Below are 14,549 nucleotides of genomic sequence, written 5' to 3'. Positions count from 1 at the left end.
CATTAAAAATTATTCAGTAATTACTCATCACTAAACACTCCTCACTAAACATTAACTCTGCACTAGTAACTAAACACTTTAGCGACGCCGTGTGAACGGGGATCTGCTGCAGCTTCAACCTTACCGTCTGTCATTTTTATGGCTTGTATATCGCCTAAATTCCAGCCTTGAGTTACTAAGTTATAGCCTTTTTGCTCTAACGCCTGCTGTACTTCAGGGGTAAGTTGGGCGTAAGGTTCCATAGTAATTTGATCTTTAGGTAATAACTGATGGTGAAAGCGAGGTGCGGCCACTGCATCGGCTAATGGCATATTGTAATCATAGATATTATTAATCACCTGAAAGATAGAAGTAAAAATAGTTGAGCCCCCAGGGGTGCCAATCACTAACTCAATTTGGTTATCTTTAAGTAGTAAGGTGGGGGCCATAGACGACAACATGCGCTTACCGGGCTCAATAGCATTGGCATCACTACCTACAACACCAAAGGCATTGGGTACTCCGGCTTTAGCCGAAAAGTCATCCATTTCGTTATTCAGTAAAAAGCCTGCGCCTTCAACGACCACGCCGCTACCAAACTCTAGGTTTAAGGTGTAAGTATTGGACACTGCATTACCGTCTTTATCTAATATCGAAAAATGGGTAGTGTGATAGCCTTCTAAACCAGGTTTTATGTTAGCGGTGGCAGAGATCTGTACGGTATTAATATCGCTGGCACGTTTATCTAAATAGGCTGAGTCTAATAATTGGGTTTGCGGCACTGTGGTAAAGCCAGGGTCACCTAAATAATCGGCGCGATCAGCAAAGACGCGTTTTTCTATTTCAGCGATTAAATGCACGTACTGGGTACTATTTAATTCCACATTGTTAAAGTGGCTGGTTAAACGTTGTTTTAAGCCCAGCAGTTGGCTAAGTGCAATACCGCCAGAGCTTGGTGGTGGCGCAGTAACGACTTGGTAGCCTTGCCAATCAGTGATGACAGGTTCACGCCAGATGGATTGATATGAGGCTAAATCGTCTAAAGTGATAAGACCCTCGCTACGTTGCATTTGTGCCACTAAAAGCTGTGCGGTTTTGCCTTGATAAAAGTCTGTTGGACCGTCTTTGGCTATGCGCTGTAGTGTGGTGGCAAGCTCAGTTTGCACAAAGTTTTCATTATCCTGTATGTCGCCAAAATACTGAGAAAAATTAGTTTTACCTGCTAATTGCTGTAGTAAATCGCCTCGGTACTTAAACTGATTGCCAGTGACAGTGTAACCTGTTTGCGCATAGTGAATAGCCGGTTGCACTAACTCTGCCCAAGGTAAACTGCCAAACTTTTGATGCGCCTGCCATAAACCCATAACCGTACCTGGCACCCCGCTGGCTTTAGCGCCAATTAAGCTTAAATCGGCAATTACTTGCTTATCTTTATCTAAATACATATCACGATGCGCAGCAGCGGGTGCGGTTTCGCGATAATCTAAAAAGTAAGGTTTGCCGTCAAACCAGATGGTCATAAAGCCACCGCCGCCAATATTACCCGCCTCAGGGTAAGTAACGGCTAAAGTAAAGGCGGTTGCTACTGCCGCATCAACCGCATTGCCGCCACTGCGTAATACTTGCTCTGCTACCGTTGCCCCATATTGGTCGGGCGATGCGACGGCACCCGCACCTGTATCAGCAGGCACGGCTGGTATTGGCTCAGACGTGCAAGCTACGCTGCTAATTAAACATATAAATACAAAAAATAGACGATAAGTCATGTTGTGCTCCAGTAATACTTTGGCTAAGTTTTAGCTGCTTTAGTTCTAGTCTTAAGTATTACTCATTTCAAGATTTAAAAAGGGAGTCTAGTATATAAATCAGCATAGCGCTGGACAAGCTGAAAGCCTTGATATGCTTAGGTTAAGTAAGCATAGAGATAGCTAGTTACAAAAAGTTAACCTTAATGTATAGTAAGTGGCTGTATTTGCACCAGAAGGAGCAAGGTGTTGCAAACTAATCAGCTGCTAATTCAATTAATGTTATATGTGTATTTACCGTTATGGGGTATTGCCGGCTTTGTCGACTGGTGCTGCCATCGCGCCACCCGTATTGAACACACCTCCGGTTTAAAAGAATCCCTTATTCACTCCTTAATGGGACTGCAAATGGCAGTACCTATTTTGTTGTGTCTGTTATTCAAGGTTAATGTGCTTATTTTATTAATTTGCACGGCAGCTTGGCTGGCGCACGAAGCTGTTGCGCATTATGACGTGCATTATGCTGCGCCGAAGCGGCATATTAGTGTATGGGAAATGCATGCCCATAACTATTTGGCCACGTTACCCTTGTATATGTTGCTGCTAATAGTGGTGATTAACTACCCAGTATTTATTAAGCTGCTGACGCTAGATTGGCAAGGCGAATTTAGCTTTATTCGTATGCCTTATGCCCATGGTGGTGAGGGTTATCTGCCGTATTATCTTGGCTTTATGGCGGTAGTGTGTGTACTGCCCTATATGGAAGAGAACTTACGCTGCTTAGTGGTGGCATTAAAAAATAAGGCCGCAGTGGCATGAATGTATTTATTACCAGTAGCGGTAGCTTTTTGCCCGGTCCAGCCATTAACAATGAGCAAATAGAGCCGTTATTGGGCTTGGTGCATGGTAAACCGAGCCGCTTAAAACGGCGCATTTTGCAGTCTAATGGCATTCATACTCGGCATTACGCTATGGATGCTAATCATAATACTTTAATTTCTAACAGCGCTATGGCTGCGCGGGCGGCAGAGCATTGTTTAAGCACTAGTTTTTTAGGTAAACGCCAGATTAATATGCTCAGTGCTGCTACTAGCCAAGGTGATATTGTATTGCCAGGTTTTGGCTCTATGGTGCAAGCAGAATTGGGCTTAAGTAATATCGAGCTGCATAGCAGTCATGGTATTTGCTCCAGCAGTATGATGGCGCTAAAAGCGGCCTACACCAATTTAAAAGCCGGTGAGCAGAGCAATGCTTTGGTTGTAGCAAGTGAGCTGACATCACGTTTATTTAAAGCCAGCCGTTATGAGGCAGCTGGTGCTGAGGTTGATTTTAACGCTGAGTTTCTACGTTGGATGTTATCCGATGGGGCTGGCGCGCTGTTATTAGAACAACAGCTACGAGGCCAGTGTTTTCGTATTGATTGGATCCGCAGCTTTTCTCATGCTGATGCTTACCCAGTATGTATGAGTGTCGGTTATCCCACGGACTCTAGCATCCAGCAGAGTAATGGCGAAGCCAAAAGTTGGCAGGATTACCCCACTTACGCAGCAGCAGAAGCCGCTGGCGCTTTGCTTATTCGCCAAGATGTTCGGTTATTAGAGAATATCGTCAAGCTGGGTGTAGATGGTTACTTGCGACTGATTAGCGAAGGTCGGGTGCAACCAGAAAAGGTTGATCATGTGTTGTGTCATTATTCATCGCATTATTTTCGTGGCAAAATTTTCGACATGATGCAGCGCGCCGGTGTCGGCATTGCTGAAGACAAGTGGTATAGCAACCTGTACAGCCGCGGTAATACTGGCTGTGCCTCTATTTTTATTATGCTGGATGAGTTTCGGCGCACCCAAGTCTATAACACCGGCGATACTATTTTATGTATGGTGCCAGAGAGCGGTCGGTTTAATAATGCCTATATGCAACTAACGGTGGTAGAAGCCAACTAATGGCAGCAAAAGCTAGGAAGGAATAACTATGTCGGAACAGGTTTTAACCCCCCAAGGCCAGCAATGTTTACAAGCCTTAATGCGTGTATGGTTTGAATTTGAGCGTCAGCTAGGACGAGTACCGTTAATTCAACGCTTAGAACGAGGACAATTTAGCAAGGCGGATTACTGCCAATTATTACTGAATTGGCGGCAACAGGTTATTGAAGGCTCGCGTTGGATTAGCCGTTGTGCGTCCAGTTTTGATCGCGATTTTAGTGATGTACGTTCGGTTATTATTGGTCACGCCCGCGAAGAGCATCGTGATTATGAAATGCTCGAACGAGATTTTGTCGCCGCGGGAGGTGAATTGGCTACTATTCAGCAAGCTGGCCGTAATATTGGCACTGAAGCCTTGCATGGCTTTTTAATGTATCGTGCCGGACAAACTAACCCTGTCGATTTACTGGGTGCGATGTGGATTATTGAAGGTTTAGGCCAGAAAATGGCCTCAAGCTGGGCCGAGCAGATAGACAGTAGCACCAGTGGTGATGGCAGTTATACCAAATTTATGCGTTATCACGGTGCCAATGATGATGACCATATGCAAAAGTTATATCAGTTAATTGATCGTTTATGTCAAAGCCCAGAGCAACTTAAGGCAATAGTGCGCACGGCTCGGGTTACCGCTAGATTGTATTGTTTGCAATTAGAAGAGGTGGATAATGAGTACTAAATCTGCCAAGCCTAGCGCTTATTTACAAGCGATAGCTAACGATAACTCACTGCCTATTGATCAAGCCGCGTTAGATTTATGGCTTAAAGATTTACAAAACCCGTTACGCTGGGGGATTAGGCCACTGCTGCAGTTTATCTTTGCAGTATTGCTACATATTATTTGGTTTTTTAAACGCTTGCCGTTACCGCAGTTTAGCGCTCATGCTAGCTTACAAAAGTTAATTTGCTGGTTTTGCACACACTTTGTTAGCCAAGAAGCCAGCTTACTTATTTTGCGTCATTACGCCACTGAATCGAATATCCTTAATTTCCTAGCAGCCAATAGCCCGCAGGATAGCAACCATGATTTTACGCCGGTACAGCTGTATCCAAAAAGTATTGCAGAGATGCAGCAGGCTAGTTTTGTTGATCATGATCAGGAGTTATTTAGACTATTCGCCGAGCTAGGCAGCTGGCATCATCCCGCTCAGCCCTTAAAGCCGACAGAGTTAAATTGGCAGCATTGGCAACCCATTGATATGGCACAGTTTCAGTTAACCAAAAAGCGCAGCCAATGGCTCGACTTTGAAAGCGCCCATGCACTATTTATGTGTTTATTTTGCTTTTTACTCACTAGGGAAGAGTACCGCGATGCGATTAATGGTTTTAACCTAGATCAATCAATAGCAAAGCGTATTGGTGACTTAGTCGGTAACCCTAACCTTACAGAGATGGCTTATAACAAATACCCGCATTACTTAGTGGGGCCGTGGAATTTAGGTCAACGCTTTTTAATGCATGGTTTTTTTACAGAGCATTTATATACTTACCTAGAGCAGCTGCGTCAAAAGCAGCAAAACTAATGTGCAAAGCATAAAATGGGGTCAGTGTGCATTAACAAAATGTAGGATAAAAATTTAACACTCTATTAATGTGTACTGACCCCATATTAGTTATTTTTGGGCGGTGTTTAGGGCATGAATAGCAAAGCTGCCTAACCAGTGGCCGCCTTCATAGCTGTCACCTATGAGGTTAGGGTAGGCATGGGCAACATGTTTGTCGGCTACGGCTGTTAAATGAGCGTATCGCGGGTATTTATTGGCTAACGCATATAAGTTCCAGGCGCGACTATAGTTTAAGCCGTCTAAGTGGACTAATTTACCGTCTGAGCGATCGCCTACTTGGGCTACGGCTAATTGATATTTAGGGTTCGCTAACTGGGGCAAATAAGTTTTTAGCCATGGTAAAAATTGCTCTGCTGGCAATACCCGTTGCATTAAACCCATTTCTTCTAAGCAGGGCGAAATAAAATCGAAACCGCTTGGCTCCCAAGTAATAGGGCAGCTTTTATCTTGCATAAAGTAGTCTTTAGCGCGCTGTGTGATTAGCTTTTTTAGCTCGGTATTTTTTTGGCTAACGGCATAATCATAAGCAAAGCTTAAACCAAAAGCGGTATTAGAGTGCTCTCCTACACGAATGGGGTATAACAGTTTGGGTAAAAAAGCGTTATAGCGGGTGACGATAAGATCGGCCAAAGGTTGTAAGTTCGCTGCTAATTCTGCCGCCATCGGATCTTGCCAAGCATGTAACTCTTGCGACAGCTTTAATAACCACGCCCAGCCATAAGTACGCTCGAAAGAAGCATTAATATCTTTACTGAAAAACGCCACTTCAGCAGCCACTTTTTCTTTAGTTAAATTACGTTGTAATACTGCTTTAACCTCAGCGGCTTGGGCTAAATCAGGAAATTGACTAAGTAAGGTGACAAGTGACCAATACCCATGGGCAGCACTATGCCAATCAAAGCAGCCATAAAAAATGGGGTGAACCACTGCAGGTTCTTGTAAGTCTGCAGCACTACCTAACACATAGCCGGTTTTATACGGATAGGGCGTTTCAACACAGTGTAATGGCAAGCTAACTAGGGAATTTGCTTCAGTTATATTCAGATGATGCGTCGTTTGACTCTGTGCATTGTTAGCTTGGCTAAACCAGCTAACAGAAACTAAGATGGCGCTATAGGCAATGGTTTTAATTTTCATGAGGTTACCTTGATTATTTAAGGTGGGTATATGCTTGTTATCACTAGAGTAGAACAATTTGCTGCAATTGTCTTTGGCAGTGTGTTAACTTTTTATTAATTAGCTACGACCCCATTTTAAGCGCTTCAGCGCGAATTTAGCCAGTAAGCCGATTGCTGTTGCACCTTGGCAATGAACGTGGATAACTTAGCTAAAATTCATATTGGTAGCCGCTATTATCCGTTATGTATTGTGGTTAATGCAGTATGTTGATGGTGCACAGAATCTGCTTGATGAAATGGACATCGTCAAATAAGATAAGCGGATTGGAGCATACACTTACACCTTAGTGTTATGATACTTATTAGGTTGTGCTCCGATCTTATATACACCTTATAAACTATGATTCTTGATACGAGAAATTATGCGCTGGCTTAGTCGTTTTGCCTTAGTGTTTTATTTAAGTATATTGTGTACGCCGCAAGCTTTTGCCGTGCAAGATTTACGCTTATCACCACTAGCCGAAACCCAGCTGCAAGGGCTAGTGCCTAATGTATCTTCGTATACGCTTGATCATTTATTGCAACAAGATGATCAGCCGCCTACAGGCTTAATTACAGCCAATTTACCCGTAGCGACTCCGCTAAAATATCACGCCAGCACAGTGCTGGCGCAAATGATTAAAGCTACACTCTATCAACAGCATCAAGCGCGTGCGCCACCCTTAACCTCTTCACTTATTTAATCTTAATTTTATTTACAGGCAAAGTTACCTTTAAAAAGTACCTTAAAAAAGTTGCCTGAAAAAATTACTGCCGCTATAGCCGAGCCCTTGCCATTTACTTCTAAGTTGATGGTGTTTATCAGTTGGCTACTTTCTAGTCTTTAGTGCCTATAGCGGTGTTTTCAGGGTTAGCCCATTGCTGTAATACGCCTAGTTGCGTTAAGCGTTGGGCTACCGCTGTATAAATTAATAAGGCTAGTGGTGGTTTATTACTACCGCTGGTGTAGGTGGTGTTATGCAAGTTTTTAACTTTTCTCAACCGCTAAATTTTATGCGTTTTAAATGGATTGCGGTGTCGTTATCGGCAATATTAATAGTAGCGTCGCTATTATGTGTAACCATTAAAGGTGTTAACTGGGGCTTAGATTTTACAGGAGGCACGGTTATTGAGGTTAGCTTTGAGCAGCCCGCCGACTTACCCGCAGTACGGCAAACGTTAACTCAAGCTGGCTATGGCGATGCGATAGTACAGTTATTTGGTACTAGTCGTGATGTACTCATTCGTATTCCATTACAGGCAGATAAAGCACAAGCTGAAGTAGGGCAGTCGATATTAGCAGCACTCAATGGCGATGAGCTTCAGCAAGTGACTATGCGCCGAATTGAATTTGTTGGCCCTAGTGTGGGTGATGAATTAAAAACCGATGGAGGCTTGGCTATGTTAATGGCCTTATTGGGTATTTTAGCTTACGTCGCCATGCGCTTTGAATGGCGGCTTTCAGTCGGGGCTGTTGCCGCCTTGATCCACGATGTTATTTTAACCGTTGGCTTGTTTTCATTGTTACAAATAGAGTTTGATTTAACAGTGTTAGCGGCGATATTGGCTTTAATTGGTTATTCCATAAACGATACCATAGTGGTGTTTGATCGCATACGGGAGCGTTTTCGTAAGTTGCGCGACACCAGCACAGAAGAGGTACTTAACGATGCCATTACTTCAACCTTAAACCGCACGGTGATTACGTCTTTAACCACAGCTTTAGTTTTAGTAGTGCTGTTTTTTAAAGGCGGGCCGTTAATTCATGGTTTTGCTACTGCGCTATTATTTGGTATCGCAGTCGGAACTTACTCTTCTATTTATGTTGCCAGCGCTATTGCGCAAATACTGGGGATTAGCCGCGAAGATATGTTGCCGCCGCCTCCGCCAAGCGATGAAATAGACCCGAACGGTGCCGTATTGTAATTGACTAATCATTGACGTCATCGGCTGTCTTTAAAGTTAAGTTTAAGATGGCAGCCGATTAAATTATTGAGCAAGTATAAAGACTAAAATTGGCTAATACTGGCTAAAGGTTGTGGCTTAACGATTAAGACATCGCAAGGTGTATGTTGACTTAAGTAATGGGCGGTATTGCCCAGTAATAGCGAGCTAGCGTCATGCAAATGATAATTACCAATGATGGCCAGTCTGCTGTGTAATTGCAGGGCTGTTTCAGGGATGACATCGTCAGGTAATCCTTCATTAATATGCAATTGTTCGACAGGTAGATGATGACGCTCTAGATACTGTTGCAACAAATCGTTATGGCGCTGAGCGACATTTGATAATGGCTTAAAGCCTTGTTCATTATCGTAAGGGAAGCTCATGGAGATGTCGTCAGGGCAATAGCAGCTCAACACATGTAAAGGCTTAGTATCCTGCGGGTTTAATTGACTGCCAATATTTAAGATCTCATGATTCATGGCGGTATTGCTCGTTTGCTGATGCTCTAGGTTTAAACACGCTAGAATGTTTTTTTCGCCATCCCCAGTATTTGGCTTAACCAGCCAGACAGGCAGTTCAATATCATTAATTAAATAATGTTCAAGCCAAGGGGTTAGCGATGGTAGCCAGCTCAGCCGAGGCTGTTGCTGCTTGATAATGAGCGTTATATCTCGTGCTTGGCTTAATCTATGAATAGCTAGCTTTTCATGTTCCAGCCAAGAAAATACAATATCTATTGCCAGCTTTTTATCACTTAAGTTAGCAATTTGTTGTTGAATAAGTTGCTGCTGTTGCTTGAGAAACTCTGTTAGTTTGGCCTGATTGGCAGCTTGATAAAACTTGTCATGTGGTAACTTTCTATAAAAAGACTTAAAGATAGTGAGCTTACTTTGATGTTGTTCAGCTAACGTAATCGCCCGGCTTAGCGCGAGCAGATCGGTAGCGTTATTTTGTTGGATCACTAGTAAATGTTTTAATATCGGTTTCATGATAGTGCCCCGTTTATATAAGGCCTTTTGAAGAAACATTAGTTTAGGCCGAAACGACATCAACACTTAGATGAGTGATCCGCGAGTTTTAAGCAGTAAAAAGACAGCTAAAAATACTGATTTTAAAAGTGTCACTTCGTTTTAAAGCTAAAGCTTAATAGCCACACGGTAATTTCTGCTAATGACGTTAACGTCGAGATAGTTTTCATTTCAACTAGGCTTAGAAGCGTTAAGTATAGTATTTTTTTTGTAATCTGCTGCTGTACCGCTAGCAAAGAGTGTTAAGAATTTATTCTATTAAACAAAATTACGAGATAGTAATTTGACTGTGAATAACTGTGCATAAGTTATGTATAAGTTATGGGTAAGCAGGTATAAATATGTATAACCCTGAAAAGCATACAATATTTTGGTCATATATAAAGGCACATAGTTCAGGTGAAAACTTTGGCAAACACATTTATAGCTAATTATGGATAAACTGTTCCAGATTAAAGTTTAGGGTTTATTTTATTAGGCTTTAATAAAGAACGACTAACAGCGAACCACTACAAGCTAGGCTACACTTAATTTATACCTTCCTGCGCTTAACTCAGAAAAGGATATCTTAATGTCTCTAGACGCAACCTTGCAATTTGTTGGTGCTGCTCAGCAAGTTACCGGCTCTTGTTATCTTATTAAACTTAATAATAAACAGATTTTACTCGATTGCGGAATGGTGCAAGGTGCCGATCAAATTCGTGAGTGGCATACGTTTAAATTTGCGTTTAAGCCAAAAGATATCGATATCGTCATTTTATCCCATGTTCATATCGATCATAGTGGCTTATTACCCATGCTTGTAGCGCGGGGCTTTAACGGCAAAATTTTTTGTACGCCGGGTACGGCAGAGTTATTGCCTATTTTATTAAAAGATTCTGTGTATTTATATTTAAAAGATTTGGAATGGCAAAATAGAAAAGCTGCCAGAGCAGGCAAGAAAATTCAACCGCCACAGTTATCACTAAAAGATGTCGAGCGAGTTGAGCAGCTTTGCCAACAAGTCCCGTATAAAAAACGGGTTATTCCAATGCCGGGACTTGAATTAGAGTTTGCGGATGCCGGGCATATATTAGGTTCTGCTATTGTGCAGCTGTGGCTTAAACACCAGCAAAGTATGCGTAAATTAGTATTCTCAGGTGACTTAGGAAATCCAGCTACGGTATTAATGTACGACCCTACTGATATTGGCCAAGCAGATATTGTGCTAATGGAAAGCACTTATGGCGATCGTGATCATAAAACTATCGATAACACTATTCAGGAACTGACCGAGGCTTTAGAGCAAGCCCATCATGATGGCGGTAATGTTTTCATTCCTGCTTTTGCCTTAGGTCGCACTCAAGAAGTTTTATATTATTTAGCGTTATTACATCATCAAGGTAAATTACCGCAACGGATGATTTTTCTAGATAGCCCAATGGCAATTAGAGTTACTGAGGTTTACAACCACTATCTGAGTGCACTTGATCAAAAGGATTTATCCGCTATTGGCTTTAAACCAGGCATGAAATTGCAAGATTTGTTACCTATGCTGCGCTTAACCGAGAAAGTTGAAGATTCAATGGCAATTAATCGTATTAGCCAAGGGGCGATTATTATTGCTGGTAGTGGTATGTGTAATGGTGGTCGCATTGTGCATCACTTAAAACATAACCTGTGGAAAACCTCTAATCATCTTATTTTTGTTGGATTTCAGGTACACGGCACTTTGGGCCGCCGATTAGTTGATGGCGAAAAACGGGTAAAAATGTTCGGTCAAGATATTGTTGTTAAAGCAAAAGTACATACGTTAGGCGGCTTTTCTGCGCATGCTGGCCAAAGCGAATTGTTGGCATGGGCTAAGGCAATTGGAGGTCAGCCGCAGTTTTATTTGGTACATGGCGAAATTAATGCCCAGCAAACACTGCAGCATAAGTTGGCTGAGTTAGGTATAGAAGCAGAGATCCCGGCTAAGGGCGATATTATTGATTTATAATATTTTTTAGCTAACAGCTGTGGCAGTTATTCATTATACGCTGTCACAGCTGCAGCTTTAACCTAAAAGGTTAGAACCAAGGCTTTCGGCCGATAACATAAGTTTGTTCAAAGTCAGCATCTGATTTAACCAGATAAATAATAAACTCGACAAAGGCAATTAGCGCGATAATCATCGACGGAATGCCGATTAATATAAAACCAAAGATAAACACTAGCAGCATAATGACGCCTTGCTTGGTGTAACCTAAATAAAATTTATGGGCACCAAAAGCACCTAAGAAAAAGGCTAGCAATGCTGCGGCTATTTTTTTAGAAGAAGCGTCCGAGCTGGCTGCTTCGCTATAAACAGCTTCTGCTTTGTCGCCATTAACACTAAAGTCTACTTTATTTCCGGCTCTCGGTAATTGGCTGGCTTTCCAATCTGCCACATCTAAGCTGTAGCGTTGGCCATCGTCACCTGAAATTACGCCACTTCTGCTTACTTCATTATACTCTAGGATAGTACCCTTCATTATTACAACTCCATTGCTTAACACTTATTTCAGCGCAATGTGCTAGCTAATCAGCACAGCGCTAGCTGTATACTACTCCAGCAAATTAACCTGAATTTCGTTGTTTAGCAATAAGTTAGTAAATCTAGTTAGCGAGCGATAAGTGTATTTAAAATGGGTGGTTTGGCCTTTAAGCTACGGTATGGCGCCGCTTAAGCTAGGTTAATATCACACTAAAAAAAGATAATCGCTGGCTAAAAATAACAAGGCTTGATGACTTGATGTTTGCTAGCTGAATTTGAAAACACTAGTTTGCGCTATCGCTGTAGTGATAATCAGTATCAATGCTTATTAAACTTAAATAGGCAGTGGATAAAATAAAGACTATTCTAACATTATGTATTATGTATAGTTTTAAGCATTGTAAGATGATATTGGGTATGAGAAATGGATAAAGATAATCAGCTACAACAAAGCACCGACAAACCAACGGAACAAACTGCTGTTAAAACAGATACTAAAGATGAAGTAATAGCGGCACCAAAAGAGTCGAATAGTGCAAAAATGATGAGCCTATTTGTGTTGGGCTTATTGTTGGTATTAATAATGTTATATGCCTTAACCGATCGGATTGCGCCGAACAGCTCACGCGGTATTGTGTCTGCCCATGTGGTGCAAATAGCGCCTCGCGTATCGGGTGAAGTAATACAAGTGCTAATTGATGACGATGCCTTTGTACAAGCTGGCACACCATTATTTACTATAGATCCCTATCCATTTCAATTGGCGGTTAGGCAAGCAGAAGCTAATTTTAAAAGTACCCTACAAAGTGTTGATGCATCCGGTGCCGCTATTGTTGCTGCACAAGCAGGGGTAACTCAGGCACGCGTGGCACGAGATAATGCTCGTACAGAAGCAGAGCGCACTTTACGACTGGCTGAGCGAGGCTTAGTGTCTCAGGCTCAAGCTGATAGCGCTAAAGCTAGTGTTGATGATGCGAATGCGCGTTTAGTCAGTGCAGAGGCTAACTTAGATAGCGCTAAAGTAGAATTAGGATCTTTAGGTCGAGATAACCCCGCCATTGAAGCGGCGGCAGTGCAGTTAGAGCGCGCTCAATATGATTTAACTTCAGCAACCGTTACCGCCCCACATAAAGGTGTGGTAACTAATGTGTTGTTATCTGCCGGCCAGTTTATTAATGCCGGAGCGCCCTCGTTAACCTTTATTGATGCCGAAGCCGCTTGGGTCACAGTTGATCTGCGAGAAAATCAATTACAATTAGTCAATCCTGGCGATGCGGTACATTTATTATTTGATGCCGTACCCGGTAAGATTTTTGTAGGCAGGGTGCAAAGTATTGCTTGGGGCATAGATTCTGGCCGCAGTATGCAAGGTGGCTTGGTGGTGAACCAACATACTAATAGATGGTTTGAACCAGCACGGCATATCCCTGTTCGTATTGAACTAGAAGGTGGGATGGCAGCTTGGCCGAAAGGCGTCCGTGTCGGCGGTAAAGTACATACCGTGGTGTTTGCCGGAGGCAAAGACAATCCAATAAGCTGGTTAGCAAATGGATTACAACGCGCGCGCTCTATCACTAGTTTTTTACATTAAGGCAGGCCATGTATATTACGCCAGCACCTAGTATAAATGACGATCCTTTATATGCATTACGCTTAGGCTTAATTGGTATGCTTGCTTATGCCATGATCCCTATTATTGATCCGGCATTACCGTCAATGATAGCGGCTTTACCCATAGGCTTAATTGCGGCTCAGCGTAAAGCCTTTGAACCGGTTAAAGCTATAGCTGGGCCCATTACAATGATTGTTGCGGTGTTAATTATTAGCTGGCTAGTAGAACAACTGCGGCCAATGCCCTTAGTTTATGTCAGTGTAATATGGCTAATTTACTTTAAAGGATTTCACATGATCCTGAAAAGTGGCTCACCTGCAGGCATGTTATTGCTGATTATTACGGTATTAATGTCCATCATGGGCATGAATGGTAATGCGACGTTAGAGAGTATGCGCGATGGCTTTATCCAAGCATCCTTAGTCGCATTGGTACTGGCACCTATTGCTTATATGGTTTTTCCTGCTCGTACTAAACAGAAGCATGTCGACAAGCCTGTTCCTAGCGAAGGCAATATTGTGTTGGGTGCAGCTATTAGAGCCTCGGTATTATTGATGTTAAGCTTTTGGCTTTATTTAGTGATGCAACCATCTGATATGATGATGGCCATTATTGCGGCTATGGTATTGGTATTTCCAACAAGGCATGCAGTATTCTTTGAAGCTAAACAACGCGTTCGAGCCACCTTATTGGGTGGGGTAACGGCGTTAATTATATTGCTAATTTTTACGTTTTCTCAGCATCTATTGGTGTTGTTGGGCTTAATTTTTCTAGCAGGCATATGGTTTGGCACTAAAATGTTACACTCTTCTCAGCCAAGTATGGTGTATCAGTATGCTTTTTCAGTCGCATTGGCGCTCATTGCTGGCGCTTTATCTACACAAGATGCCGGTTATGCCACTTTTACCCGTATAATATTAACCATCATCGGCGCGTTTAGCGCAGCGTTTTTGGTGGCAGCATTAGATGCCCTGACTAACTGGCAACAACAGCGCACTGATATCGCTTAGCAATACGGTACTTATCAAAATAGTATTTATTAT

At 42.4% G+C, this 14,549-nt stretch carries 14 protein-coding genes; 9 read left to right on the top strand and 5 right to left on the bottom strand.

Annotation, left to right across the window (positions count from 1 at the left end):
* Positions 1-62 precede the first annotated feature (62 nt).
* The gene (gene ggt / locus BI198_RS15690) at positions 63-1,745 is read right to left on the bottom strand and encodes a gamma-glutamyltransferase (protein ID WP_070050465.1); all 1,683 of its coding nucleotides are present in this window, start codon (positions 1,743-1,745) and stop codon (positions 63-65) included.
* A 225-nt stretch (positions 1,746-1,970) separates the two neighbouring features.
* Here ggt and BI198_RS15685 point away from each other — a divergent pair, with 225 nt between their 5' ends.
* Genes BI198_RS15685 through BI198_RS15670 form a run of 4 tightly spaced genes read left to right on the top strand, consistent with a single transcriptional unit; the run spans position 1,971 to position 5,226 of the window.
* Positions 1,971-2,543: a diguanylate cyclase gene (locus BI198_RS15685; protein ID WP_083256650.1), complete on the top strand. Its 573-nt coding sequence runs from the start codon at positions 1,971-1,973 to the stop codon at positions 2,541-2,543.
* Complete coding sequence (locus BI198_RS15680; protein WP_070050463.1) at positions 2,540-3,667, top strand: beta-ketoacyl-ACP synthase III; 1,128 nt, start codon at positions 2,540-2,542, stop codon at positions 3,665-3,667. Before BI198_RS15685 ends, BI198_RS15680 begins: the two co-directional genes overlap by 4 nt.
* 28 nt (positions 3,668-3,695) lie before the next feature.
* The gene (locus BI198_RS15675) at positions 3,696-4,382 is read left to right on the top strand and encodes an iron-containing redox enzyme family protein (RefSeq protein WP_070050461.1); all 687 of its coding nucleotides are present in this window, start codon (positions 3,696-3,698) and stop codon (positions 4,380-4,382) included.
* On the top strand, positions 4,372-5,226 hold the full coding sequence (locus BI198_RS15670) for a DUF6999 family protein (RefSeq protein ID WP_070050459.1): 855 nt from the start codon (positions 4,372-4,374) through the stop codon (positions 5,224-5,226). The genes BI198_RS15675 and BI198_RS15670 overlap by 11 nt, the downstream gene beginning before the upstream one ends.
* 90 nt (positions 5,227-5,316) lie before the next feature.
* On the opposite strand, the gene BI198_RS15665 is transcribed toward BI198_RS15670, so the two are convergent.
* Positions 5,317-6,405 carry a DUF2891 domain-containing protein gene (locus BI198_RS15665; protein ID WP_070050457.1) on the bottom strand — a complete coding sequence of 363 codons (1,089 nt, stop codon included), beginning with the start codon at positions 6,403-6,405 and terminating at the stop codon, positions 5,317-5,319.
* 403 nt (positions 6,406-6,808) lie between these two features.
* On the opposite strand from BI198_RS15665, the gene BI198_RS15660 reads away from it, so the two are divergent.
* Positions 6,809-7,129 (top strand): hypothetical protein, encoded by a 321-nt coding sequence (locus tag BI198_RS15660; RefSeq protein WP_070050455.1) that lies wholly within the window; start codon positions 6,809-6,811, stop codon positions 7,127-7,129.
* 133 nt (positions 7,130-7,262) lie between these two features.
* On the opposite strand, the gene BI198_RS16005 is transcribed toward BI198_RS15660, so the two are convergent.
* Complete coding sequence (locus BI198_RS16005; protein WP_158007097.1) at positions 7,263-7,409, bottom strand: hypothetical protein; 147 nt, start codon at positions 7,407-7,409, stop codon at positions 7,263-7,265.
* Between BI198_RS16005 and secF the strand changes: the two genes are divergently transcribed.
* Positions 7,404-8,351, top strand: a complete 948-nt coding sequence (secF, locus tag BI198_RS15655; protein WP_070050454.1) for a protein translocase subunit SecF — start codon at positions 7,404-7,406, stop codon at positions 8,349-8,351. The genes BI198_RS16005 and secF overlap by 6 nt on opposite strands.
* 83 nt (positions 8,352-8,434) lie before the next feature.
* Here the strand turns inward: secF and BI198_RS15650 are convergent, their stop codons facing one another.
* Positions 8,435-9,361, bottom strand: a complete 927-nt coding sequence (locus BI198_RS15650; protein WP_070050453.1) for a universal stress protein — start codon at positions 9,359-9,361, stop codon at positions 8,435-8,437.
* A 610-nt stretch (positions 9,362-9,971) separates the two neighbouring features.
* Here BI198_RS15650 and BI198_RS15645 point away from each other — a divergent pair.
* Positions 9,972-11,378 (top strand): MBL fold metallo-hydrolase RNA specificity domain-containing protein, encoded by a 1,407-nt coding sequence (locus tag BI198_RS15645; protein ID WP_070050452.1) that lies wholly within the window; start codon positions 9,972-9,974, stop codon positions 11,376-11,378.
* Between the two features lie 70 nt (positions 11,379-11,448).
* Here BI198_RS15645 and BI198_RS15640 read toward each other — a convergent pair whose 3' ends face one another.
* Positions 11,449-11,892, bottom strand: coding sequence for a TM2 domain-containing protein (locus BI198_RS15640; protein ID WP_070050450.1), 444 nt, complete (start codon positions 11,890-11,892; stop codon positions 11,449-11,451).
* 426 nt (positions 11,893-12,318) lie between these two features.
* Here BI198_RS15640 and BI198_RS15635 point away from each other — a divergent pair, with 426 nt between their 5' ends.
* A complete protein-coding gene (locus BI198_RS15635) occupies positions 12,319-13,485 on the top strand; it encodes an HlyD family secretion protein (RefSeq protein ID WP_201243540.1) in 1,167 nt (388 codons plus the stop codon).
* A gap of 8 nt (positions 13,486-13,493) precedes the next feature.
* Positions 13,494-14,516, top strand: a complete 1,023-nt coding sequence (locus BI198_RS15630; RefSeq protein WP_070050448.1) for an FUSC family protein — start codon at positions 13,494-13,496, stop codon at positions 14,514-14,516.
* Positions 14,517-14,549: the final 33 nt, after the last annotated feature.

The organism is Rheinheimera salexigens, assembly GCF_001752395.1.
GTDB lineage: Bacteria > Pseudomonadota > Gammaproteobacteria > Enterobacterales > Alteromonadaceae > Alishewanella > Alishewanella salexigens.
The sequence above is the reverse complement of the archived record's forward strand: the minus strand, read 5'-3'. Positions and strand labels throughout refer to the sequence as shown.

Excerpts from the sequence above, each read along its gene's own strand:
- ggt (WP_070050465.1), bottom strand. The coding sequence starts at position 1,745 with ATGACTTATCGTCTATTTTTTGTATTTATATGTTTAATTAGCAGCGTA.
- BI198_RS15640 (WP_070050450.1), bottom strand. The coding sequence starts at position 11,892 with ATGAAGGGTACTATCCTAGAGTATAATGAAGTAAGCAGAAGTGGCGTA.
- BI198_RS15660 (WP_070050455.1), top strand. The coding sequence starts at position 6,809 with ATGCGCTGGCTTAGTCGTTTTGCCTTAGTGTTTTATTTAAGTATATTG.
- secF (WP_070050454.1), top strand. The coding sequence starts at position 7,404 with ATGCAAGTTTTTAACTTTTCTCAACCGCTAAATTTTATGCGTTTTAAA.
- BI198_RS15675 (WP_070050461.1), top strand. The coding sequence starts at position 3,696 with ATGTCGGAACAGGTTTTAACCCCCCAAGGCCAGCAATGTTTACAAGCC.
- BI198_RS15645 (WP_070050452.1), top strand. The coding sequence starts at position 9,972 with ATGTCTCTAGACGCAACCTTGCAATTTGTTGGTGCTGCTCAGCAAGTT.
- BI198_RS15650 (WP_070050453.1), bottom strand. The coding sequence starts at position 9,361 with ATGAAACCGATATTAAAACATTTACTAGTGATCCAACAAAATAACGCT.
- BI198_RS15670 (WP_070050459.1), top strand. The coding sequence starts at position 4,372 with ATGAGTACTAAATCTGCCAAGCCTAGCGCTTATTTACAAGCGATAGCT.
- BI198_RS15630 (WP_070050448.1), top strand. The coding sequence starts at position 13,494 with ATGTATATTACGCCAGCACCTAGTATAAATGACGATCCTTTATATGCA.
- BI198_RS15635 (WP_201243540.1), top strand. The coding sequence starts at position 12,319 with ATGGATAAAGATAATCAGCTACAACAAAGCACCGACAAACCAACGGAA.
- BI198_RS15665 (WP_070050457.1), bottom strand. The coding sequence starts at position 6,405 with ATGAAAATTAAAACCATTGCCTATAGCGCCATCTTAGTTTCTGTTAGC.
- BI198_RS15680 (WP_070050463.1), top strand. The coding sequence starts at position 2,540 with ATGAATGTATTTATTACCAGTAGCGGTAGCTTTTTGCCCGGTCCAGCC.